The sequence below is a fragment of the Vibrio metschnikovii CIP 69.14 genome (assembly GCF_000176155.1).
Taxonomy (GTDB): domain Bacteria; phylum Pseudomonadota; class Gammaproteobacteria; order Enterobacterales; family Vibrionaceae; genus Vibrio; species Vibrio metschnikovii.
In genome coordinates, this window is the sequence record NZ_ACZO01000007.1 from 418331 (window position 1) to 443173 (window position 24843).

The window sequence follows — 24843 nt, forward strand, 5'->3', positions numbered from 1 at the left end:
AAAATAAAATTCTTTTTCATTATCTATGTTTCCTAAATTAATTGATTATAGATTAACTAAAGTGAAAATGCTTTCACCATTTAACAGCTCATTATCTTTAGCAAAACGTTGTATGTTATACAATAACTCTACATTATTATTACTCATCGCTGTATGTTGGTTATTTACATATACATAGACAACTTCTCCAATTTCTTTTTCAATAACATCTTCATTTTTAGCTATAACTGATTCAATCTGTTTTTTAATAAATTGGCTGTAATCTTTTTTATTAAATCCACCGACAAATGTTAGTGTTATTGATTGATCTTCGTTTCTACTTACGTATTGCTCCATAGGCTCCAATTTTGGCACACAATAATTGTAACCAAAATTCAACATGGTTGATTTTTCCACTGGTGGAATAAAACATACCAGTTGTTCGTTTCCTAAATGAAAGCCTACTCCTTCTTTTACTGAGACTTTATATATTCCGTAAGTAATCATCTCATTGGATAAGCAAGCATCACCTTTACAATTGATATCTAAAATCTCATTATCGAAAATATCTCTGAAACCTGATATGAAAGATAATACTCTCGCCATATCAGTTTTAATATATTTTACTGTTCCTGGTAAAGAATAGGATTCGGCAAATTTTTCACCCGAATTTCTAAGACCAACTGTATCACTATCAATAAAAGAACGATATTTTTGGTAGTCGCGAAGAGGTACTACCTCTTTATTTCTCTCTATAAACCTCTTAGTTCTAGCTTTACCATTTTCTTCAACAAGCAATAAGCCTTTTGTTTGTTCTTTCCAATGTTCAGAGTCTATTTTGTTTTGAGAATCAATAATTAAATAAGAATTTGATTTATTTTTTGTTGCTGCAAAACCATTTTTTGTAATGATCTGACTTGAAGAAAATGATCCAATTCCCGATAGATTATTATTACTATTTGCGTACACATACGAGGTTAACTTATAAGCATCATCTGTTAATGTTGTATTGACAGACATATCATAGGTATGTTCATCATGATTATCTGGATAGTAATTATGACCAATTGTTAAATCACCTTGTATGTTATTTGTGTTAGAAAATAAATTTTCTTTTTTTACCGTTGTTCGTAAGCTTCTTAGTTCGTCACCTCTTGTATCCATACGAGAACGAACTGAAAAATCATTACCGAACGGAATGCTTACTGCCAGTTGTGCTGTAAAATTATCACTATTAGATTGTTTGAAGTCATAGTCTAAATTTAGCTGTAAAGAGGTCCCATTTAAAATATAGGTACTCAATCCTAACCCTAACAGAGATGATTCAAATTTATTTGATTTTTCCGATGATATATTATCATTGCTATAATATGAATAATTCATATAACCTAAAATAGAGTAAGGCAAGCCAAATCCTTTGCCAATCGTCGCTCTAGAAAAATTATTTCTTCCATAGAAGTAACGTGCAAAATCAGCTTCCTCTGAACCACTAAACTTTTGGTAAGAAAGATCCCATCCAATTATATTTAATGACATGTCATAGTAATAAGCATCATTAATAAAGTATTCACCGATTAATGTTAAGCGAGCATTCATTGGCAAATAGGCGTTAGCTCCTAATGTAAAAGCAGAGTCTGTTTTAGTAAAAACTGAACTAGCTCCAACAACTAGTGGTTCAAAAGGGCGATAAGAAAGCATACTTCTAAAGAAACCATTGCCGGAAAAGTCATGATCATCTTGTTGAGTACTTGCATATCCATCAAACATTCCCATAGTAAAAGAAGTGTCATAACTACCAACTGCAAGTACATCACTATTGGTGTTATAAACACTTTTTACTTCTTTGGATATTTCACTTCCTCCTGAAGAAATCACAAAAATAGCTTCATAGCGCCCTCTCGGTAACTCATCATTTGTAATGTATCCTTGACCCGCAGAAACATTTTTCTGCAAAATAATTCTGTCATCTCTATATACAGTTAATACACCTTCATTAGGAGCAAAGAAAAATAATTTTTGAGTCTGGTTTTTAGGACCAGATATCAAGTTTTTTGATGTACTGACCGTTAAACCTATTTCTTTATTATTATTCTTAGCGTTTAAAAATGAGGTTGAGTTTGTATTCGCTCCATAGCGTGTTAAACCTAAAACATAACGATAGTTTTCTACTTCTAAATTATAATTTAATTCATTTAGCTTGATATCATTAGTTCCATTTTGATAATAAATATCACTAACAACATTCCCATATGGTAAACCTAAAACCGAACTATTATAAAGGCTAAAGCTATTTTCATTATCTTTAGATACATTAGCATAAGCATCAATATGATTTATGATAGACCAATTTTCTTTCAAAGGGTCGACATAAATAATTTCATCACTAAAATTTATATTCTTAACTAAAATGTTTGGGTTCGCATAAAAATAAAATTTATTTGTATAGTAATCAAAGTAGATGTCATATTTTTCTGGAATGTGAACACACCGCTCAATCAGACCAGAACAAACTGGTTTATTTTTTCGGCCATAGCTCAATTCAGAGATTATTTTATCTACTTGCGATTTTTCAATTCCGTTACGTTCTAAAAAATTTTTATAGATTTCTAGTGATGCCTTATCTTTAATTTGAATATAATCATATCCAGAATAAATTAGGATAGTAACTTCCGTTCCATCAATTCCGACCGCTGTAACTTCACGATTTTTAACTTCAAAAAGGTTTTTGAATTCATCAGGAACAGGAGATGAACTTAAACTAAAACTTGTTATAAGTAAGCCAGTAACGAGAAATGTTTTCTTGAATATCATAGATCAAACCCTACCATCAACTGGATATCACCGGAACAGGAAATGGCCTCATTAGGAATTTTTCCAAACTTTAGTTTAAACTCATACAAAGATGAAAAATTCTCATCTGTGTTTTTGTTTTGAAAATGAAGTACCAATGGCATATTATCTTTTAAAATAATTCCATCTAAGTATACAGTGGTAAATTCTTTTCTATCATTATCTGTAATATCATCAATACCTGTTTTAATCCCTTGTTCGTTAAATTTGTAGCATTGTGACACATTTCTGGTTAATGTAATTGCATGATTCACTTGCTTACTTGATGAATCATTAAGTAATGTTGCTTCAACGTAGACTTGTGTCATCACTGGCATTATTTCATCTGTATCTTTATTTATCTCTGGATAAAGCATTTCATCTTTGAATTTAATGGAAATATCACCATTAAAAAATGCACTTTTGTCAATTGAGGTGCTAACTGTCATACTATGTGCTATAGGTTTTGCAAGTGCATAGTTATTAAACAAAAACAATATAGTTGTAATAAAATATGCTAATTGGCGGTTTATAGATAATGACATAACACCCTCTAAAGTAGAGCCTGCAGTTTTTACTGCAGGCTTTTAAATACAGCCTAAGACTATATTAGAAACGTTATACTAATTAAACGTCTTGACGTGCAGTAATAGACATCGTTGCCACAACTTTAGAGACATTTTCTAGTTCTTCCGTTGGAGCATCAGATTTTAGAAGAATTGAAAGTTGTGAAGCTTCTGTAATATCCTCAGCACCTAACGTCACCTCTTGACCATTAATCTGTACAGTGATATTGCTTGATAGTGGCGTAACAGCACCACCTGAAACAGCGTGATAACGGACAGAATTCACAGTCCATGCCGCAGATACAAGATCGGTTAATTCATTTTGTTGTGGTTTGCCGTCGTCATTCGCATCTTCCCAGCCCCAAGCTTTAAGAATCGCTTCACTACCAAAGTTGTAGTCAAAACTTAAATCTGGAGCTACACGACCTAAGTCAAACTCATGACCAGCTTCAATAATTTTATCATTAATATCTGTAATAACAATGTTACCATTTGGTACTTGAGTAGTAATATCAGCGACCCACTTAAGGTTATCAACACGAGCAGTGTCATCCACTGCTGAAAATGCTGCACCTGAAACCAAGCTACCAACAACAACGGCTAAGACTGATTTTTTATTAAACATAATTTTACTCTCTATTAAATTATTAAATTTCATTTAGTTACACTGCTTTTTCAATTGGGCTAACCAATTCAGTTATATAATAAACTAAAAATAACACCTCGAATGTAGTATCATTCTTTGTAGAATGTAGGAAAATTCCTCGCATGGATTGGGTTTATATTTATCTAAAAATTTATTATTTCTACTTTTTTTATAAAATTTATAGTTTATATTGTAAACTAACTCTTTAAATAACTATTTTGTAACACTATGGAATTTAATAATAAATCAATGTATTTATACATAACTCTATTCATTATCATTCTACTTCCCACTCAAGGATTTGCTAATGGTTTCCCCTGTAAAGTTAACCAAGAAAATAATAATCTACCCCCTATATTAGAGTCTTCCTGTCCAATAGGTAGTGGTTTATGGCATGATAAAAAACCAAAAAATATCGATTCAGTATTTTGGATTCAATGTGGAATGTTCAGAAAACCTTTCTTTTTGAATGATCTTAGTCATTTCCATAATAAAATATCTTATGATATTTTATTAAAACCTGATGAAAAATTTAAAGCTGATAGATGCCTTATTGGTCCAATAGAAAAATATGACCAAGCTAAAGACACACTAAGAATCGTACAATCAATCAAAGGATTTGAAAATGCGTTTTTACGCGAAGTTTTTATAAATTCAAATAAAACCAATAAAGATACCATAAGTAGTAAGAATAATATGAAAAATATAAATAATAGTGAGAAGAAAAATTTTAATGGCGACCCTATAAGCATAAGAATGTCTAAGATAGTTAAAAATTTACAATTTTCTCTTCCTTATGTCACATCAACAAAAATTCCATTTTATGTTGAGAACAATCAGGCATGGAATAGACTTAATTATGTAGAAGCTACTGAAGTCTGTGAATATATTAATATGAGACTTCCATCTCATGATGAATGGAAAAATTTGTTACTAACTGAAGTTTTTATTGATGAGAAGTTACCAAAGGATTTACCTTATTGGGGGCATGATGAAAAAGGACTGCTCCTTACAGGAAAAAGTACAATAATGCCAACATCATCTAGACTAAACATTATCTGCGTAAACGATAGAAGTAATTAATAATATAATTTCTATTGATACTTTATTATTTTTTTAAAAGTATTATTTTTAGACAAAGGAACAGAATAATAAAATCCTTGAACATACTTACAACCTAACAACTTTACAGTATCTAACTGGATTTTTGATTCAACACCTTCTAATATAACATCTACACCAAGATCATCTGCTAGATTTAATATATTTTTTACTATGTTTTTTTGCTTTGTGCTGTTTTCTATATTTTTTATAAAAACAGCATCAAGCTTTATAGCTGAGAATGGATAATAACAAAGTCTTTCCAATGAAGAATATCCCGTACCAAAATCATCTATAGATACCTTAAATCCTTTACCAATCAAATATAAAATATTTTCTTTTGTTTCAATTGGATAATAATCCTTCTCGTCCTCTGTTATTTCAATCTCAATTAAACTTTTATCTAATTTAAACTTTTCCGCCAGCCAATCAATCTCCTCCATTAACTCTCTATTTCTTATCTGACTAATATCTAAATTATAAGAAAAAGTGAAGTCTTTTTTTATAAAACTTAATTTTTTATGGAAATCAAGGCCATACTTGTAAATGGAAATAAACATCTTATCAAGAAGATTCAGCTCTTTAACTCCATTTAAAAAAAACTTAGGATCTAATATTTTTCCAAACCATTTACAATCCCACCTAGCTAAAACTTCAAAACCTATTATCATATCATTATGAATATCAATTTTCATCTGAAAAAAACCAAAAAACTCATTATTGACAATTCCATCTTTAATTATATTAAGATCAATTTTACATTCATTTCTCATTGTAATAACTCTAATCTTTTTAATATAAAAAACACTTTTTTAATTGAAGTTGAATCATTATCTAACATACCTACATACTTACAGTTCACATATTCTATATAACAAGACAAATCTATTTTATCACTTCTCCCAGCAATTATTGCCAAATAATTGCTCACCCCACCCTCTCTATTTAACATGTATATAAGATCTTCATTTTTTAAAAACTCAGGATTAACTAAAAACAACTTAGAATCATTATAAGTATAATTAGAATCCCATTCCATTAAACTTGCTTTATCTTTAAAAAACATTATTGAATCAATCTGTAATTTTTTAGTTAACTCTCTACATTCTAACATCAATTTGAAATAAGAATTATTATTATCAACAATAGCCGCAATCATATCAAACACCAAGTGACTTAATAATCATCCAATATAGTTTACAGCTAAAAGTTAAACTATAGGAATAAAGCCAATGAGACATAAGAATTACCCTACATAAAATCAGGGATAGTTGTTTTATTCTTACATCCTTTTTCTGTATTATGATGATTACTCTCTTATGATGAATAAAAACACTGTCATTATTGTTGACGACCATCCAGTTATTGTAATGGCCCTGTCAGCTTTACTTACTCAACATGGTTACGAAGTTGTTGCTACGACTGATAATGGTGTAGATGCTTTAAATTTAACTAAACTTAAAAAACCTAATATTCTTTTATTAGATATAGGTATTCCTATGTTAGATGGTCTGGAAGTTATAAAAAGGCTAGAGAATATTGATAATCCACCTAAAGTTTTAGTTTTAACTGCGCAACCTAGCAACTTTTATGCTAATCGAGCCCTTCTATCGGGAGCATCCGGTTTTTTATCTAAAAATGCAGATATATCATATGTTATTGAGGCTCTTAAAGCTATTTCTTCTGGATATAAATATTTTCCTGATTCGTTAAATTTTAAACAACAAATAGAAAAAGATAATGATCTATCCATTCTTTCTCCACGAGAGTTGACAGTTTTCAATTATTTGGTTTCTGGTATGCCCAATAAAGAAATAGCAAAAGAAATGATATTGAGTAGCAAAACAATAAGTACTTATAAGAATAGAATATTAGAAAAACTCAATGCGAAAAATATTATTGAGTTATCTCACATTGCAAATAATAAAGTAGATCAAGAAAACGATTAGATTGTGATAAAAAGGTTAATACATGATGAATTATATATCAAAAGGGGATAAGAAAATCCCCTTTTTAATTAAATAATAGTTACAGTGCAAGACTGATTTATTCTTTAAATATCAACAATTAGAATATTCCCTGTCTCGCTACTTTGCAGCGCCATCTCTATCAATTGAATATTTTGTAGCGCTTGCTCTGCGGGTACTGGGTTGTCGCTGCCAAGTCGAATCGCATCGGCAATGGCTTTAAAGTAGTGTTGATAACCACCGACTTCTGTCTCGATTAATTCTGAGCCTTGCTCACTGTATAGTTGCCCATAGAGATATAAGTCTTCTTTTGCCCATTCGGGGCTGTCAGGCAACCTACCTTGCTTTAAATAGTCTTCTTGTGGGTCAAGCCCCTGCTTAACAAACTTGGCCTTCGTGCCCAACACATTAAAACGTAAATTAGGCTCTGGGCTGTAGAGGTTAGCGTGCAGATGCACCAGGTGATCGGGATAGTGTAAGATGAGGTTGAAGTAATCAATGGTTTGCGCGCCGGGACGCATTATACGGCATTGGGCATTAATGGCTTGTGGTAAACCAAACAGCACCAGCGCTTGATCAAGTAGGTGAGGAGCAAGATCAAACAATATTCCGCCACCTTGTTGTGACTGTTCACGCCAGCGTTGACGTACTTGCGGGCGATAGCGATCAAAATGTGACTCAAACAGGCGTACTTCACCTAATCGTCCCTCTTTAATCAGTTTTTGCACGGTGAGGAAATCCCCATCCCAACGTCGATTATGAAAGACACTCAGTAACAGACCTTGCTGATGCGCAAGAGCGATCAAGGCCCGTCCCTCTTCGACACTGGTGACAAATGGTTTTTCGACGATCACATGCTTACCGTTTTCTAGCGCTCGCTTTGCTAGAGGAAAATGGACATCATTGGGCGCGGTGATGATAACTAACTCAGCATCGCTATTATCCAGCAGACTCTCTGCATCTTGATACCACTGAGCTTGTGGCCAATCAGCTTCGACCGCCGCTTGCTGACTGGAACTGATCGCGCACAATGTCAGTTCAGGTAAACTTTGAATAAAAGGTAAATGGAAGGTTTTTGCCGAGTAGCCATAGCCAATAACGGCGGTTTTTATTGGGTGGTAAGTCATAATTGAATCTTCTCTTTTAGTATGTCGAGACTATCTTCATCATGCCCAATGCCGCTCTTGGGGTAAAGGTTTGTTTATCATAGAAAGCATTTGATAGTCAGCAGCCCATAAAAGAAAAAACCACCATCAAAAAGATAGTGGTTAGCAAATAGAACTCAATTAGGCGGCGGCGATGTAATGTCGTTTCGTATGCTTTTTTTGTTTCAGCTCGGCTATCAACGCATCAATATCGACCTCGATATTGAAACGCTGTTTGAGATTGGCGAGGAAGATAGGATCTTCACACATCGCTTTTTGTGGCTCATCGCTGATTTTGGCGACGGGTCGACCGCGGCATTCCGTTAACTTAATCACGATAGACAGTGGCTTATAGACTTTGCCTTGCGCATTTTTCCAATCCGCCAGATCGTTAGTCAAGAAAGTACCAATCCCAAACGAAACTGGCACCCGACCAGCAAAGTATTCACACAAATCAAGTGCTCGCGCAAAATTAAGCCCGTCAGAAAAAATAAACAGCTTATTACGTGGATCAATGCCAAGCTTCTCATAGTGAGCAATCATCTTATCACCCCAGATAAATGGGCAACCTGAGTCATGCCGTACCCCATCGTACGCTTTCGCTAAATGGACGTTAAAATCGTTGAGAAAAGCATCAATATTCAAGGTGTCGGTTGGCGCAATAGCAAGCTGACCATCAAAAGCGCGCAGCCACTGTTCAAGGGCAACGCGTTGTGAGTCTCCGACATTAACCAACGCTTGATGGCCCATAAACCACTCATGAGCAATCGTACCAATCGGCTTGAGATTAAATTCACGAGCAAAATGATAATTACTGGTGCCTAATAACTGCTCGGGAATTTCTTGTTGTAAGTAAGCAATCACATCTCGCTGAACTTGGCTGGAAAAGCGTCGCCGCGTACCCATTTCGGTTAATGAGAAGTTGCTGATCCCACGCTGAGCAATTTCTGCTTTTAAAGCTTGCACTTTATCAGCCAATACTTGCATCGGTAACTCGGCGGGCACTTGCGCCCAGTGACGACGGCTACGAACTTCCGAGATCAAAGCCATCACTAATGTTTCATATAAAATGGTGTCTCGCCACGTACCTTGAATCGCTATGCGTAGCTGGCGTTTGCCCTCTTGCTTAATGATCCCCATTTCTACTTGACGCTCTGGTTGAAAATGGAAATAGCGTAATGACTGTAAAAAAGTGTGATTAAGGTGCGGGGCATGTTGCTCTAAATAAACAATGTCAACATCCGAAAAACGCAGTGAAGCCAAATGATTGATTTCTTGGCGAACTTCTTCTAATAAGCCACTGATGTCTTCATCGCTGCGTACAATCAATTCATAGCGCACCTCAACATCCGGATACAACGAATGAACGGCCTGCATCATATTGATTTTATAGGCATCAAGATCCAATAAACTGCGGATAAAAAGAGGAGAAAATAGGCGAGCGCTCATGATGATGCCATCCTTTCGTTCGGTTTCATTCAGTCATTACGTTAGTAACAACGTGTTGCTAACTTTGGGCGAACAATAAAGTACCCTTGTAAGTTTGTCAACTTTTGTGACAAACCTAGTCAGTCGTTATTTAGCCTTATTATAATTATGGATATTGAGGGGTAAGGACGTAGCCATAACAACAATTACAGTACGCTTGTTATCTGAGTTATGTTTGTCACAAAGTGTTATTTACATTTGACCATCACCATGCACTTACCTAAAATAAGCCCGTTGTTTATTAGGGAAGCCATTATGATTGTCACTATCGATATGATTTGTCTGCGTCTTGCGCCGAAATCTATCCAGGTTTTACTGGTGAAACGCTCTAATCCAAATCGGCCGGATTGTGGTAAATGGGCATTGCCCGGTGGGATAGTCTATGACGAAGATATGACCGCTCATGGTGGTGAACCGGTCGATGAGGATTTTGATGCGGCGAGACGACGTATTTGTCGGCAAAAAGTCCATACCTATCCCAACTTTATCAGCGATCCGCTGGTTGATGGTAATCCCAAACGCGATCCGAATGGCTGGAGTGTCAGCATTTCTCATTACGCTTTATTAAACGCTTCTAATGTTAAACAAATCGAAGATTTTGGCATCGACCCCGAACGAGCCAATTGGTTTGATCTTCCTCCCCTACTTAACGGGGAAATGGCACTGGCTTTTGATCATGTCGCACAAATTCAGCATGCATGGCAAAAATTACGCGCTGCGGTTGAATACACGTCGGTGGTATTATTTTCATTAGAAAAAGAGTTTTTAGTGGCTGACATTATTGACGCCTACACCAAATTTGGTGTCGAAGTCAATCGTATGACCATTAAACGCCGCTTGATCAATACCGGAGTGATCGTTAGTACCAATAAGATGGCCGCCTCTTGTAAAGGCAAAGGTGGCAAGCCAGCCACCGTTTATCGTCTGGCTAGTCACGAAGTGACCTATTTTCAAACCTGTTTACGAGGTTAACCGATCGAAAATCATGTACAGTAACGGTGATGAGGTCAACTGATAATAGATAGGTAGGAAGCAATGCAGATTATTCTTGTTCATGGACTCTATATGCATGGATTGGTAATGCATCCTCTGAGCCATCGTCTGCATAAATTGGGTTATCGTACTCAAACCATTAGCTACAACTCACTAGCCATTGATGATGAGACTATTTTCCGCCGCCTTGACCGGGCGATCGCTCATGGTTCCCACAATGCTTTAGTCGGACACAGTTTAGGCGGATTGGTGATTAAACGTTATCTAGAATCACGCACGCCTTCTGGTGATACCGTCTCCCATGTCGTCGCCATTGGCTCTCCTTTGCAAGGCGCTTCGATCGTCAATAAAATTGAGCAATTAGGTTTAGGGGCAGCATTAGGTAATTCTGCCGAATTTGGGTTAAAACAACACCACGACGAATGGCGCTATCCGCAAAAGCTTGGCAGTATTGCCGGCACAATACCTTTAGGTCTGCGCAGCCTTTTACTGCGTGATCAACTGGACTCCGATGGCACCGTTACCGTACAAGAAACCAAAATAGCTGGCATGACGGATCACATCGCGATATCGACCACTCATACGAGCATGCTGTTTAATCATTCCGTTGCCGAGCAAATCGACCACTTTCTTCGTTATGACCGCTTCCGACACTAAAGCTGTTTAAACTTCAGACGATATTGCACTTCGTATCAAACCGCTGGTGATTGAAAACATACCCACGACTTATTCAGAGGGCGTTTCCATCATCAGCGCTTTACCATGCAATAAACAGTCCGCGACTTTACGTCTGGCCGCTTTGACTAAATTAGCGAGTGTCTGCCGCGATACGCCCATGACCAACGCCGCCTCTTGCTGTTGTAAACCTTGGTAATCGACTAATCGGATCGCTTCAAACTCATCGGCTGCTAATGTGACGCGTGGTAATTGTGCCATCGGAATACCGTTAGGCTTGAAACACGTTTGTGCAGGCACACCACAAATGTGTCTGGGAATTTTAGGACGAGCCATCTCTTTTCTCTTTTCTCTTTTCTCTTTTCTGGGCATTCATAGCGCCGTTAATCGGTATTGTGTCATTTTAGCAAGAAAAGGCAACGTAACGCTTTAGAATCAAGCTGATGCTGCTATTGATTGATAAATTTAACAAAATGATACAAAAGCAAAACAAATTAAACATTTATAACCTATCTCACATTCAACTTAGCTAATAATCAGTACACTCTGCCGGTTTTTGACTATTGGAGTACCTATAATGAATCGACTGTGGATCGGTTTTGGCTTGTTATTGATCCCTCAACTCGCGTCTGCAAGTAATGCCACCCATGACGCACCACTTGTACTTACTCATTCGACGATTGGCTATGCCTCTTTAATTTTATTTTGCTTCGCCTATGCGCTGGTGATGCTAGAAGAGTACTTACAACTGCGTAAATCGAAACCGGTTTTGCTTGCTGCCGGACTGATTTGGGCGATGATTGGCTATGCCTATCAACAGCATGGTAATGTTGATATTGCACGAGCAGCGCTCGAACATAACTTGCTGGAATACGCAGAACTATTGCTGTTCTTGCTGGTTGCCATGACATACATCAGTGCGATGGAAGAGAGGCGCTTATTTGATGCGCTGCAAGCTTGGATGGTCGGTAAAGGCTTTAATTTTAAAACTTTATTCTGGCTAACCGGTATTTTGGCTTTCTTTATCTCACCGATTGCCGATAACTTAACCACCGCACTACTGATGTGCGCGGTCGTGATGAAAGTTGGTGGTAGCAACACCAAGTTTGTCAATCTGGCGTGTATCAATATTGTCTTAGCGTCTAACGCAGGGGGAGCATTTAGTCCATTTGGGGATATTACCACTCTCATGGTATGGCAAGCCGGTCATGTCACGTTTATGCAGTTTATGGATCTGTTTGTACCTTCAGTGGTCAATTATCTGATCCCTGCCTTCATTATGTCGTGGTTTTTACCTAAAGAGCAGCCAGACGCGGTTTATGAACAGGTAGAAATGAAGCGCGGCGCACGACGAATTGTCGCGCTGTTTATTTTTACCGTCGCAACCGCGGTCTCTTTTCATGCCCTATTCCACTTCCCACCCGTGATTGGCATGATGATGGGGCTTGGGTACTTACAATTCTTTGGATATTTCCTCAGAAAAACATTAGCCAGCTCATTAGCTAAAAAAGCCGCAATGGCGATGGCGAAAAATGATGAGGCCGCGTTAAAACGTCTCGGTTCTGTGGTTCCTTTCGATGTTTTTCGACGTATTTCTCATGCCGAATGGGACACGCTCCTGTTTTTCTACGGCGTGGTGATGTGTGTCGGCGGGCTAAGCCTGCTCGGTTATTTAGGTCTGATGTCGGAGCTGATGTATACCCAGTGGGATCCTGTGTGGGCGAATATTGCGCTGGGTATCTTGTCGGCGATTGTCGATAACATCCCTGTTATGTTTGCGGTATTGAGTATGGAACCGGAGATGTCGCTCGGCAACTGGTTATTAATTACCTTGTCTGCGGGCGTTGGTGGTAGCTTACTTTCTATTGGTTCAGCAGCTGGAGTGGCTTTAATGGGGGCAGCACACGGTAAATACACCTTTGTCGGCCACTTAAAATGGGCTCCGGTGATCATGCTGGGTTACGTAGCGAGTATTGCCGTGCACCTACTGCTCAACCAAGGACTATTTACCTAATCTTGTCTCAATATTGCTATGGTGTTGAAGACAGTCATCGACACCGCTAGCAACGCTCAATAAACCAAGGCAGAGGGATGATGATCATCAAATCCTCTGCCTTGATTTTATTGATCATCGACCAGCATTTACGGTAGTACTGCTAAACCATACACTGCCGTTAGTTGTTTTGTGGATCGGCATCTAAACGTACCCAGACATGGCTCATCTGATACAACGCACACGCACTGCAGGTTAAAACTTCCCCGCCACCGTGAATACGCATAACTAAATCATCCCGCTTCTCTTTCGAACTTTGCCGAAACTGTATCGCCAATTGATTATCTTTAACGATAAAACTGCGTTGCCACAAACGAGTACCGTTTGACTCAAACGCCACTTCACCGTCTTTGAAGAGCAACATATCTTGATTGTGTTGATTATCGTACTTACCTTCAAAAGAGAACGTCGGTCTATCTGCCAGACGCTCTAATTCTTCTTGGCTACAAGCGACTAACAGAGCAAGCAACAGCAGGGTAATTGCTGTTTTAAACCACTGACGATGCATGCTCCTCTCCTCCTGCTATGTGCTGCTTACTATCCTGCGAATGACGACCGCTGATTGATTCCGTTGAGCCAAGCATCACAACCTCTAGCGCTCAAATAAATACACATATTTTGGTAATGAACAATATGCATAAGTATAGAACAAGATTCGATTTACTGACTTAACCTTAGCGTGATCGTCGATTAATTAACCAACTCCTCGCGTGATCAACCAAACCCATTTGCTGATACCTACCTTTTCGCCAGTCACTAACGGTGAGAGTATCAAATGGTATCTGGTTATCGTACCTAGAGATACGCAAAATGAATAGTCAGTAAAATCCCCTACAAAAGCGTTAATCGTCATCGAGAGAGCGTTACGGAACTTATCCCTTTCCGATTTAACGCTACCGCTTTAACTCGAAAGGGGATAATCAACATTAGCGCAATAGAGTGATGTACCCTTGCAAAACGATCAGATTCACAATATCAATGAAAAAGGCCCCGACAATCGGCACCACCATAAAAGCTTGGGGAGAAGGTCCATAACGGTTGACTATCGACCCCATGTTCATCACTGCCGTTGGTGTCGCCCCTAAGCCAAAACCACAATGGCCACTCGCCATCACCGCGGCATCATAAGTTTTGCCCATTATTCGAAAAGTCACCGTATACGCGAACAGCGCTAATATCACCGATTGAACACTAAGAATAATTAAAAAGGGCAGCGCAAGATCAAACACATTCCATAACTTAAGGCTCATCAGCGCCATTGCGAGAAATAATGACAGCGATACAGTGCCTAGAATATCGACCGTTTCGGTATCGATCTTACCCATTTTGCTCACCTCCAACAGATTGGTGATAGCAACACCGATAAAGAGCGCATAAACAAAATCCGGAACCATTAACCAAGCGATCTGAAAATGTGCCACCCATTGGCTAACATAATGTGCCCCTGTGACACACAGTAAAATCGTAGCTAAACTTTCAACTACTTTTTTAGCAGTCACACGGTCTTCTTCATGCTCGTTGTACGTGACAAGCTCAGGAAAGCGCTGATGGGTTTGATTGCCAATACCGTAGTCAGATTGTAGATGATGTTTATCAATCAATCTTTTCGCCATTGGACTGCCAATGATCCCACCAATGATTAAGCCAAAAGTCGCAGAAGCCATGGCAATTTCGAGCACATTATCTAAGCCATAGGCATTTTGAAAAGTCTGTGCCCAAGCCGCTCCGGTCCCATGACCGCCTGACAGGGTAATCGAACCCGCAATCAGCCCCATTAACGGATCTAACCCAAGCAAAGTCGCTAACGAAATGCCTACGGCGTTTTGAACAACGATAAAAACAGAAGCGACAGCCAAAAATAAAAAGACTTTGAGACCGCCTTTAACCAATTGAGTGTAATTCGCGGCAAGGCCAACGGTAGCAAAAAACATCAACATAAAGGTGTTTTGTAACGGCAAATCAAAACGTATATCTACCGCATTAAAATGTAATATGGTCAGTACGCTGGCGACCACCAAGCCACCGACGATCGGCTCTGGTATGGTGAATTTCTTCAAGATCGGGATGTGAAAATTAATAGAACGCCCTAAAAAAAGCACACTGATTGCCACTAGAAAAGACTCTAGGGGACCAATAGCAATAACCTGATTCATGTTACCTCTCAACTGCATGTATGATTTCGGTGATTCCCTAATTGAAATGGGTACTTTGGCAGGGTGCCTAGCAATAGCTTCTATTTCTAGAACCAATTGCTGTTTAATTCCCAAAAAATAAGAATAAAAAGCAAATTAATCGCTATTAATTCTCGTAATTTGAGAAAAATGCAAGCATCAGCCCTCAAACAGAATCATGATTGAAAAAGGTTGCTTATAGCCAAACAACTTAGAGTTGCAGGTAGGAAGGAGATATAAACAATCGCGGAAAAAGAGAAAGGAAAAAAGAAAGCCCAAGCGGCGTTTAGCGACTTGGGCTTTCTTTCTATTGAAGGCTATTCAAACGCTAACCTCAGTCATCGTCTCAAAACGAGACTTAACCAAAGATGCTGATATACCCTTGCAAAACGATCAGGTTAACAATATCAATAAAAAAGGCACCGACAATAGGCACGACCATAAAGGCTTGTGGTGAAGGGCCATAACGATTGACAATCGAACCCATATTCATCACTGCGGTTGGTGTCGCTCCTAAGCCAAAACCACAATGCCCACCAGCAATCACCGCAGCATCATAATTGCTACCCATGAATTTAAAAGTCACGTAATAGGTAAAGAAAGCGAGGACGATGGATTGTACAGTGAGGATAATTAAAAATGGGATGGCTAAATCGAGCACATTCCACAGCTTTAAACTCATCAACGCCATCGCCAAAAATAAGGACAGCGAGACGGTTCCCAGCATGTCGATGGTTTCAGTATCGAGCTTACGAACTTTCGTCACTTCGAGTACGTTAGTGATGATCACTCCGATAAACAAAGCATAAACGAAATCAGGGATCATCAGCCATTGGATTTCTAAAGTACTTGCCCATTGTGAAACGTATCGCGCTCCAACCACGCAAACAATCAAAAAGAACAGTTGTTCAACCACCTTTTTTCCGGTGACTTTATCTTCCTCATTTTCGTTATAAGTGATAATTTCAGGATGCCGTTCATGGGTTTTAGAGCTTCGACCATACACAGATTCCATATTGTGTTTGTTTACCAAACGCTGAGCGACCGGGCTACCAATTAAGCCGCCAATGATCAAACCGAAGGTGGCCGATGCCATGGCTATCTCAAGCACATTATCAAGGCCATACATCTCTTGGAAAGTTTGCGACCAAGCGGCACCAGTACCGTGTCCGCCAGAAAGCGTAATCGACCCTGCCACTAAGCCCATTAATGGATCCAAGCCTAACGCAGTCGCCATAGAGACTCCGATGCCATTCTGGATAATGATATAAAACGACGCGATGGCCAAAAAGAGAAACACCTTGGCCCCGCCTTTGATAAGTTGCGTGTAGTTCGCCGCTAAGCCAACAGTGGCAAAAAACATCAGCATAAAGGTATTTTGCAGCGGTAAATCAAACTCTAAATCCATACCATAAAAATGCAGCATGCTGATCAGGCATGAAACAATTAAACCGCCGACAATCGGCTCTGGTATATTGAATTTATTTAAAATCGGTAGCCTAGCATTAACAAAGTGGCCTAAAAACAGTACGCTGATCGCCACTAAAAAGGACTCCAGTGCCCCAACTGAAATTAAATGATTCATACAACCTCATCATAATATGCTCTTCATCCTCCATGATGATTGAGGGTTAATGGGATAGTCTATTCGATAGCTCACGTTCACAAAGATACGTATCTCAACCAATGTTGTGCGCCTTAGGCTGATTTAATGGGTGGAATAAGCGATGGTTAACTCACGCTGTTTACCCTTTAAAATGTAAAAAGGAGCACACCACAAGTGGGTGGTTGCGCTCCTTTTTGCTGTTGAGCGTGCGCGAAAGCGGGTCTTTCTGGGCCAATAGGCTCCTTTACATCAACAGAAATGACCGATGCTATCGGATAGCGTTGTGGCTATAACCTCTATCGCCAAATCATTTGGGATAGAACAAGAGAAGATGTCCCTAGGGCGAATTGACCTTTAGCGATGTTTTTTCAGCTAAAAATCAACACGCCCTAGCCTGCAATTTACTTGTTCCTATCGTAGTGGAATACTCTGACTCATGGATAGGTTGTGAGTCGAAACCAAGGAAAAACTCAAGTTCGCAACAGGCTGCATGGCCATAACCGGGCCGGACTATAGCACAGGAACCACGATTTTAGGTAACCCTATCCCATTGGCGGAACGCACATTATTACAAATATGTGACAAAAATATGAATTAGGATAATCACAAAGGTAAATAATTCTCACCAATCATCACTGACCGATGGCGCCACCACCTGTACCGGGAAACCATTTTGCGCAGCAATGACCGCTCGAGCACGTGCGTCAGAATGATGAGAGGCGCTCAGCCACCAGGTTAACTCAACTGGCAAATCAAGGGATTTTTTACTCCCATCACTACGGGTTAGAGACTCATGAGCTTCAAGGTATACACTGCGATCAGGCTCTAAGGTGACTTTGATCGGCTCATCGATGATCCGCACTTTTACTCCGCGATCCACTTGATGAAAGAGCCACTCAATGTCTTTCGGATCCATACGAATACAGCCCGCACTCACGCGCATGCCAATCCCAAAGTCTTTGTTAGTACCATGGATCAGATACTCTCCTGAACCATAGGCTAAGCGCATCGCATAGTTACCCATCGGATTATCTGGACCGGCGGGAACCACCGCGGGTAACTCAATACCACGCTGCAAATACTCATTACGTACTGACTGCGGCGGAGTCCAAGTTGGGTTACGGCGCATTTGGCTGATTTGTGTGGTCATTTCTGGCGTATCACGGCCAATTCGACCAATTCCAACCGGGAAAATATGCACCTGCTGAGTATTAGGTGGAAAATAATACAAACGCAACTCGGCAAGATTGACCACAATGCCTTGATACTCAACCTCAGGTAAAATGACCTGTGAAGGAATCGTCAACACCAAACCCGCTTGGGGGAGAAACGGGTCGACGCCTTTATTGGCCGCCATTAAAGCCAGAAAACCGACATCATATTGGCCTGCTATCTGCGCCAACGTTTGTCCTTCTTGCACTTCATGATAATGCATCCGCCCGACTAGGCGACTGCCCTCTTTAGGCAAGTCATAGACTGCCGCTTGCAAAGAGGCAAGCCCACTTAACCAGAGTAAACCGATGAGAAACCCGTTACGCAACATCAATAGGATTATCCTTTGCTTCTTTGTAGAGACGTAAGGTTACTTCTCTTGCTACTTTATGATCAACCATCGGTGAAGGATATAACAGAGACTTAACACCAGGCCATTTCCAAGGCGTATGAATATAGGCAGTAGGCACACTGGCCAGTTCAGGCACCCATTGGCGAATAAATTGCCCACTGGGATCAAACCGCTCACCTTGAGTGATCGGGTTAAAAATTCGAAAATAGGGCTGACCATCACAACCGGTGGAAGCGCACCATTGCCAACCGCCATTATTCGCCGCGTAATCACCATCGATTAATTGCTGCATAAAGTAGCGCTCTCCCCAATGCCAATCAATGTGCAAATCTTTGGTCAGAAAACTCGCTACGACCATTCTTAATCGGTTATGCATCCAACCGGTTTGATTTAATTGCCGCATCGCCGCATCGACAATCGGATAGCCAGTGTTACCCTCACACCAACGAGCAAAAGCTTGCTTATCATCAGACCATTGCAGTTGATCACCCCATGAATGAAAAGCTTTGCCTTTCGATAATTTACTTTCAAACACCAATAGATGCTGATAAAACTCGCGCCAAATCAATTCACTCAACCAGATTTCCGCGCCAGAAGATAACAGGCCAGATTGCGATTGCGCATACATTCGCGCAATACATTGCCGGACCGAGAGCATGCCAATCGCCAGATAAGGAGAAAGCCGACTCGTGCCTTCCTGAGCAGGAAAATCACGTTGCTGATGATAATCATCGATCGATTGCTGGCAAAACTGACGTAATTGGTGGCGTACAGTTTCAAAATCTACGGGCCATTGATCACTCGATACTCGTGGATAAGCAAAGTCTTGCCTCTCATTCCACAACGCGTTGTGTTCAGAATCTAACAACGGATTGACTGCGGCAGTTGGCGTTGAAACGATGACTGGCGGTGTAAACCGACTCAACCATGCCCGTTTGAAAGGTGTAAAGACTTTAAAATACTCGCCTTGTTTATTTAATACCTGCCCAGGCGTAAGTAGACACTTATCATCACAAGCTAACCAATCAATCCCGAGCGTACTTAATGCCTGTTCAGTTTGGCTATCCCGCTGCTGTTCATTCCATTCATAGTCGCGATTGACCAACACTTGATTGACCGACAAGCTTTGTGCAAATTCACTGACCACTTGACTTGCTTGTTGATAGTCATCAACCTGTTTGTAAAATAAAGGAATATTTAATGCCGCTAATTCTTGCTGCAAAGTAAACAAACGGCGATAAATGAAATCCGCTTGGATCGGAGCCAAGTCATGACGTTGCCACTGATGAGGTGTGGCCACGAAAAGGGCCGAAACCGATTCACCGCTGGCAATCGCCTGCTGTAATGCTGTGTTATCTATCGCGCGCAAATCTCGGCGCAACCAGACCAGTTTCATGACTCATTCTCCTGATGGGTTAAGACATCCAAAACACTGGATAAGACCAAGTGATCCTGCAGTTGGGTTTTCAACTGAGCCAACGCAGAGCGCTGCGCTTCTGCTAAACTTCGATGTGAAAACACACTCACTCCTTGCCAGTCGTGCAAACTTTCGTGCTGGAGCAAGCCACTCATATCGTCAACGCCTTCAATAAACGTCACTTGATAGCCTTTTTCAGCCCACATTACCGCCCAAAGCCAAGCAAGAATGCTACCGTGTCCATCAAAGCTGATACACAAACAAGGACCACGATGCGCCGCTTTATTTTCCGATTCGAGAATACTCGATAATTTACTGAGCATCAGGCTGCTAAACAGCCCCTTTTGCAGCGAGCGTAATGGTCCTTTGACCTTTTCCAGAGCTTCAATCACCGGCAACACAAACTGCGCTTCAATAATATCCAAAGGGTATTCTTTCATTACCGTGGCAATCACATTCGCGGCTTTAGCTCGTTTCAATTTAGCCAACGCGTCCAGTAACGCCGAACACGCTTCAAGCTCTCCACCCGGGTCCAGCACCTCACTTTCCGGTAGTTGATTGTTGTGTAACAACTGACTTACTTTGCCAATCGAGACGCCTTTTAATAACCAGCTCTGAATGGTTTGGATCGTCTGAATATCCTGTTCGGTATACAGCCGATGCCCTTTCTCGGTACGTAAAGGTTGCAACAAGCTGTAGCGACGCTGCCAAGCACGTAACGTTACAGGCTTAACACCGGTTAACTCCGCAACTTCACGAATCGCATAGTGCTTCGCCTCATAGTCCATAACGTAATCTCAATGCTTGTGGGTGGGGATCTAAATAACGCTGCTGACTAAGATACTCATCAGGATACATGGATAAATAGTGCTTAATTAACGTTAAAGGCGCGAGCAGAGGCAATAAACCTTGACGATATTCATCAATCACTCGCGCTAACTCGGCTTTCTGTTGTGCGGTCAAAGAGCGTTTAAAATAACCTTGGATGTGCATTAGCACGTTAGTATTATTTTTACGGCTAATACGGTGAGTAAGTGCTTGCATTAAGCCTAAGCGATATTGCTCGATAAAGGTGTCGGTCGGATATTTGGTCACTTCCGCGACTAAACGCCCTAAAGCTTTGTAGGACATCGGATGATGAGCCATTAAAGAGAGTTTATAACGCGAATGGAATTCTACGACTTTACCTGCCGTTGGCTGTGAGCCAAGCGATTGGTAAAAATCATTTAAACAAAAAACGCGAGTAATAAAATTTTCTCGCAGCACAGGGTCATTTAATCGACCATCCTCTTCAACCGGTAACCAAGGCATGCGTTGCATTAATTGTTGCGTGTACAACCCGACGCCATTTTTTTCAGCACCGCCTCGTTCACCGTAGACTTTGACTCTTTCCATACCACAAGTCGGCGATTTAGCACACACGATATAACCGGATAGATGTTCAGATTGCAGCTGCTCTATTTTCTGCTCAGAATAGTTGAGTAAGGCCGCCGTATGATCACGGCTGGCATCTTTTGTCTCCACCAAGGCGATGCGTTCATTATTCGATATTAAACGTATGGTTGGTCGCGGCACTGGTAGCCCCATACCGACTTCAGGACAAACGGAAACAAATTCGAAGAAGTTGGCTAACTCTTTGGTTACAAAGTTGCTTACTTTATGCCCTGAGTCAAAGCGAACCGGTTCACCGAGTACACAAGCGCTAATACCAACGCGAATAGGGGTCGATTCCATCTTTTTTCTCCTAATGACGATAATGTTGGGTAACATCACTCATGGTTGTACAATTATTTTATTTGTATAAGGTATAGCACAGCTCCGCAAAGTTATACAAATTATTTTTTTGTACATGAAACTGAGCATCTTTTGTCTCCCTATTCGATCAAGCAGCTAAAAAGCCTAAAATTACAGCGAGAAAACGAGTGCTTTGTGATTCAAACGATTAACAAATCGATTGCGCCATCAAATTAAACAGATTTAGTTATCAACTGGGCATTCAAAAGATTATCAAGGTATTTTTGTGACTTAGTTCTCACGGAGTGCTGGTACGACAAGATAGTATTGCTGTAACTGAACATTCATCAGTCAACAATAATCGTAATTAACTATTGTGACTGATTAACTCTTGGAGAAAAATGATGGCGACCCCACATATCAACGCACAAGCAGGCGCATTTGCAGAAACCATTTTGATGCCTGGCGATCCGCTTCGCGCAAAGTTCATCGCCGAAACCTATTTAGACGATGTGACCCAAGTTTGTGATGTCCGTAACATGTTCGGTTACACCGGTTTTTACAAAGGTGTCAAACTGTCCGTTATGGGTCACGGCATGGGAATTCCATCCGCGAGCATTTATGTACACGAACTGCTGGCTGAATACGGCGTAAAAAATATTATTCGTATCGGTAGCTGTGGCGCTGTTCGTGATGATGTTAACTTAATGGATGTAGTGATCGCGATGGGCGCATCAACCGATTCTAAAGTAAACCGCATCCGTTTCGGCGGACATGATTTTGCTGCAGTGGCCGATTATGACTTGCTAGAAACCGCCGTCAATCAAGCCCGCGCTCATCAAATTCCAGTTAAAGTCGGTAATATTTTCTCTGCCGACCTCTTCTATACTCCAGAGCCAGAAATTTTTGAAAAGATGAAAAAGCTAGGCATCTTAGGTGTCGATATGGAAGTCGCTGGTATTTATGGTGTTGCGGCTGAGCACGGCGCTCGCGCACTCGCTATTCTCACCGTCTCTGATCATATTTTGCGTGGTGAAAAACTCAGCTCAGAAGAACGTCAAAAATCGTTCCATGAGATGATGACCATTGCGCTCGATACAGCAATCAACCTTTAATTTTTTACCCCGAGGGGGAGATCGTGTCTAACGACCAACTACCAGCGGCCGCTGAAGGTTTGCAACTCAACTTTTGTAAAACATTGGCGTGTGATAACTTTGGCTTGAGCGACGCAAAACATTATGTTCTGCAACATGCGAACCCAAAGCGGCCAACGATGGTTTGTCGTGAGTGTGGAGCTTTCCCCCCCTTACTTAATAATCGCGATGTGCTTAATGAGCTGCATCGCTTACGTCAGCAACACAGTGATGGTTTGCCCGCGTGCCGGCGCGATAATTGTCAAAATTTTGGCTTATCGGTGCACACTCACAAGCACCTTTATCACGCTTTTGGTTACAGTGGCGACAGACAGCGTTATCGCTGTAAACAGTGCCACTCGACTTTTGTCGATAAATGGTCAGGTTCGAATAATAAACTTTTATTACAAGAGAGCTTACTCGGCTTGCTGTTTACCGGATATTCTGTGCGCGAAATTTGCCGCAAGTTACACATCAATCCTAAAACTTTTTATGATCACGTCGAACACATTGCCAGCCGATGTCGACGTAAATTAGCCATGATTGACGCTCGATGGGTCAATCACGCCAAGACGTATCAGTTAGCCTCTTATTATTTGCCGCTACAACCTCGCAGCAATAATGGCGCGCTGTGGATGGCAACGGGTGATGCCAAAACCGGTTATATTTTGTGTCAGCATGTCAACTATTCAATCCATGAACAGGCGCAAGGAACGAACGATCACGATCCTTATCATCTACCTGCACGTTTTGTCAGTAAAGATTACTCTTCAGAATCAAACCTCCCGCTGTCAGTTTCTTCATCTATTTTACGGGAACGGATTGATCAAAAATATCAAACGATTTTAGCGCGAGGCAATGTTGAAGACCCAATGGGGAATTTAACGCGTTTTGATTATCCATCAAAAGGAGCATTAATTCGCCCGCCCTATACCGCGTATGCTCATTATCTGCATGTGCTCGATCTGTGTCACAGCGATAAACCTGTGACGATTTTCATGCCACAAGATCCCTTATTACGCTCCGCATCAATGAGTGTTTGCTTACCTCGTATCCAAAATAACACCGTACATCTGATGTACGTTGAAGAGGATGAAACCTGGTCAAACCATCATGCATTCAACAAAATCGATATCGTTCTCATGGGCTGGTGGCGAGATCGATGGGCGATTATTAATCATCAGAATAGCGCGAAAGGGATCTGTTATTTAGCGGGTAATCAGCCCGATCCCGAGCATTGGCTATCGATCGCTTCCACCCGTCAAATAGCTTTCTACCAACAGCGCTTCCAATTACTGTTTGAATCGCTGATTAATGAGCCGCGTCGTAAATTACGTCCCGGCGGCATCTTGCCGTTATTGGATATTTTCCGTGCTTGGCATAACCTCTGTTATCAAGATAAATATGGTTTCACCGCAGCACAAAACTTAGGCGTAACTCAACATCCTTTAACATTAAAAGAGCTTTTATCATAACGCAGCCTCCGGCAGCATTAAAAACCGCCCGCAAAAACACTCTTCATCCCCTGCGGGCGGTATTCAGTACTCAATCAAGGTTATAGACTCGAACACAAGGTCTATCGACCCCATCACGTATTCACACTAAACTAAGAGGGAAGTGACTTTCTTACCGCACCTTGGGGTGAATCAAGAAATGTGAACTAAGATCAATAAATACGGTGTCATCGAGTAATTCACAGTACATTACTTGTCGATAGAGATAAGCTTAAGCCTAAAGACCATGCACAAAAAGGTTCAATCATCCTTGATTAGGAAA

Annotated in this window: 22 protein-coding genes; 7 read left to right on the forward strand and 15 right to left on the reverse strand. The window is 40.5% G+C overall.

Features of this window, described 5'->3' with window-relative positions; translation table 11 throughout:
• Positions 1 to 45 precede the first annotated feature (45 nt).
• From VIB_RS13590 to VIB_RS13600, 3 genes are all read right to left on the reverse strand, one after another.
• Positions 46 to 2790, reverse strand: a complete 2745-nt coding sequence (locus VIB_RS13590; RefSeq protein WP_004396783.1) for a TcfC E-set like domain-containing protein — start codon at positions 2788 to 2790, stop codon at positions 46 to 48.
• The gene (locus tag VIB_RS13595) at positions 2787 to 3353 is read right to left on the reverse strand and encodes a hypothetical protein (protein ID WP_040905154.1); all 567 of its coding nucleotides are present in this window, start codon (positions 3351 to 3353) and stop codon (positions 2787 to 2789) included. The genes VIB_RS13590 and VIB_RS13595 overlap by 4 nt, the downstream gene beginning before the upstream one ends.
• Positions 3354 to 3435: 82 nt before the next feature.
• Positions 3436 to 4032, reverse strand: a complete 597-nt coding sequence (locus VIB_RS13600) for a hypothetical protein (RefSeq protein ID WP_147280979.1) — start codon at positions 4030 to 4032, stop codon at positions 3436 to 3438.
• A gap of 216 nt (positions 4033 to 4248) precedes the next feature.
• Here VIB_RS13600 and VIB_RS13605 point away from each other — a divergent pair, with 216 nt between their 5' ends.
• Positions 4249 to 5103, forward strand: a complete 855-nt coding sequence (locus VIB_RS13605; RefSeq protein WP_004396785.1) for a hypothetical protein — start codon at positions 4249 to 4251, stop codon at positions 5101 to 5103.
• Positions 5104 to 5114: 11 nt separating this feature from the next.
• Here VIB_RS13605 and VIB_RS13610 read toward each other — a convergent pair whose 3' ends face one another.
• Both VIB_RS13610 and VIB_RS13615 read right to left on the reverse strand, forming a co-directional pair.
• Positions 5115 to 5894: an EAL domain-containing protein gene (locus tag VIB_RS13610; RefSeq protein WP_004396786.1), complete on the reverse strand. Its 780-nt coding sequence runs from the start codon at positions 5892 to 5894 to the stop codon at positions 5115 to 5117.
• On the reverse strand, positions 5891 to 6280 hold the full coding sequence (locus tag VIB_RS13615; RefSeq protein ID WP_040905163.1) for a hypothetical protein: 390 nt from the start codon (positions 6278 to 6280) through the stop codon (positions 5891 to 5893). The genes VIB_RS13610 and VIB_RS13615 overlap by 4 nt, the downstream gene beginning before the upstream one ends.
• A 160-nt stretch (positions 6281 to 6440) precedes the next feature.
• Here VIB_RS13615 and VIB_RS13620 point away from each other — a divergent pair, with 160 nt between their 5' ends.
• Positions 6441 to 7070, forward strand: coding sequence for a response regulator transcription factor (locus VIB_RS13620; protein WP_004396787.1), 630 nt, complete (start codon positions 6441 to 6443; stop codon positions 7068 to 7070).
• Between the two features lie 104 nt (positions 7071 to 7174).
• Here VIB_RS13620 and VIB_RS13625 read toward each other — a convergent pair whose 3' ends face one another.
• Both VIB_RS13625 and pncB read right to left on the reverse strand, forming a co-directional pair.
• Positions 7175 to 8215, reverse strand: coding sequence for an oxidoreductase (locus tag VIB_RS13625; protein WP_004396788.1), 1041 nt, complete (start codon positions 8213 to 8215; stop codon positions 7175 to 7177).
• Positions 8216 to 8374: 159 nt separating this feature from the next.
• Positions 8375 to 9682 carry a nicotinate phosphoribosyltransferase gene (gene pncB / locus VIB_RS13630; RefSeq protein ID WP_004396789.1) on the reverse strand — a complete coding sequence of 436 codons (1308 nt, stop codon included), beginning with the start codon at positions 9680 to 9682 and terminating at the stop codon, positions 8375 to 8377.
• 294 nt (positions 9683 to 9976) lie between these two features.
• On the opposite strand from pncB, the gene VIB_RS13635 reads away from it, so the two are divergent.
• Both VIB_RS13635 and VIB_RS13640 read left to right on the forward strand, forming a co-directional pair.
• Complete coding sequence (locus VIB_RS13635) at positions 9977 to 10693, forward strand: NUDIX hydrolase (protein ID WP_004396790.1); 717 nt, start codon at positions 9977 to 9979, stop codon at positions 10691 to 10693.
• A gap of 63 nt (positions 10694 to 10756) precedes the next feature.
• Positions 10757 to 11371: a PGAP1-like alpha/beta domain-containing protein gene (locus tag VIB_RS13640; protein ID WP_040905166.1), complete on the forward strand. Its 615-nt coding sequence runs from the start codon at positions 10757 to 10759 to the stop codon at positions 11369 to 11371.
• A 69-nt stretch (positions 11372 to 11440) separates the two neighbouring features.
• On the opposite strand, the gene VIB_RS13645 is transcribed toward VIB_RS13640, so the two are convergent.
• Positions 11441 to 11725 (reverse strand): DUF134 domain-containing protein, encoded by a 285-nt coding sequence (locus VIB_RS13645; RefSeq protein ID WP_040905168.1) that lies wholly within the window; start codon positions 11723 to 11725, stop codon positions 11441 to 11443.
• A 241-nt stretch (positions 11726 to 11966) separates the two neighbouring features.
• Between VIB_RS13645 and nhaD the strand changes: the two genes are divergently transcribed.
• A complete protein-coding gene (gene nhaD, locus VIB_RS13650; protein ID WP_004396793.1) occupies positions 11967 to 13403 on the forward strand; it encodes a sodium:proton antiporter NhaD in 1437 nt (478 codons plus the stop codon).
• 160 nt (positions 13404 to 13563) lie between these two features.
• Here the strand turns inward: nhaD and VIB_RS13655 are convergent, their stop codons facing one another.
• The 7 genes from VIB_RS13655 to VIB_RS13685 all read right to left on the reverse strand — a co-directional run bounded on the left by VIB_RS13655 (position 13564) and on the right by VIB_RS13685 (position 21934).
• The gene (locus VIB_RS13655) at positions 13564 to 13950 is read right to left on the reverse strand and encodes a hypothetical protein (RefSeq protein WP_004396794.1); all 387 of its coding nucleotides are present in this window, start codon (positions 13948 to 13950) and stop codon (positions 13564 to 13566) included.
• A 418-nt stretch (positions 13951 to 14368) separates the two neighbouring features.
• The gene (gene gltS, locus VIB_RS13660) at positions 14369 to 15595 is read right to left on the reverse strand and encodes a sodium/glutamate symporter (protein ID WP_040905170.1); all 1227 of its coding nucleotides are present in this window, start codon (positions 15593 to 15595) and stop codon (positions 14369 to 14371) included.
• A gap of 376 nt (positions 15596 to 15971) precedes the next feature.
• Positions 15972 to 17198: a sodium/glutamate symporter gene (gene gltS / locus VIB_RS13665; protein ID WP_004396796.1), complete on the reverse strand. Its 1227-nt coding sequence runs from the start codon at positions 17196 to 17198 to the stop codon at positions 15972 to 15974.
• Positions 17199 to 17841: 643 nt separating this feature from the next.
• On the reverse strand, positions 17842 to 18762 hold the full coding sequence (locus VIB_RS13670; RefSeq protein WP_004396797.1) for a L,D-transpeptidase family protein: 921 nt from the start codon (positions 18760 to 18762) through the stop codon (positions 17842 to 17844).
• The gene (gene phrB / locus VIB_RS13675) at positions 18752 to 20179 is read right to left on the reverse strand and encodes a deoxyribodipyrimidine photo-lyase (protein WP_004396798.1); all 1428 of its coding nucleotides are present in this window, start codon (positions 20177 to 20179) and stop codon (positions 18752 to 18754) included. Before phrB ends, VIB_RS13670 begins: the two co-directional genes overlap by 11 nt.
• The gene (locus VIB_RS13680; protein WP_004396799.1) at positions 20176 to 20988 is read right to left on the reverse strand and encodes a MerR family transcriptional regulator; all 813 of its coding nucleotides are present in this window, start codon (positions 20986 to 20988) and stop codon (positions 20176 to 20178) included. Before VIB_RS13680 ends, phrB begins: the two co-directional genes overlap by 4 nt.
• Entirely contained in the window at positions 20978 to 21934 is a 957-nt protein-coding gene (locus VIB_RS13685) for a YbgA family protein (RefSeq protein WP_004396800.1), read from the reverse strand. Before VIB_RS13685 ends, VIB_RS13680 begins: the two co-directional genes overlap by 11 nt.
• A gap of 404 nt (positions 21935 to 22338) precedes the next feature.
• On the opposite strand from VIB_RS13685, the gene deoD reads away from it, so the two are divergent.
• Together deoD and VIB_RS13695 are read left to right on the forward strand one after the other, a co-directional pair.
• Positions 22339 to 23049: a purine-nucleoside phosphorylase gene (deoD, locus tag VIB_RS13690; RefSeq protein WP_004396801.1), complete on the forward strand. Its 711-nt coding sequence runs from the start codon at positions 22339 to 22341 to the stop codon at positions 23047 to 23049.
• A gap of 23 nt (positions 23050 to 23072) precedes the next feature.
• Positions 23073 to 24542, forward strand: coding sequence for a hypothetical protein (locus tag VIB_RS13695; protein WP_004396802.1), 1470 nt, complete (start codon positions 23073 to 23075; stop codon positions 24540 to 24542).
• Positions 24543 to 24843: the final 301 nt, after the last annotated feature.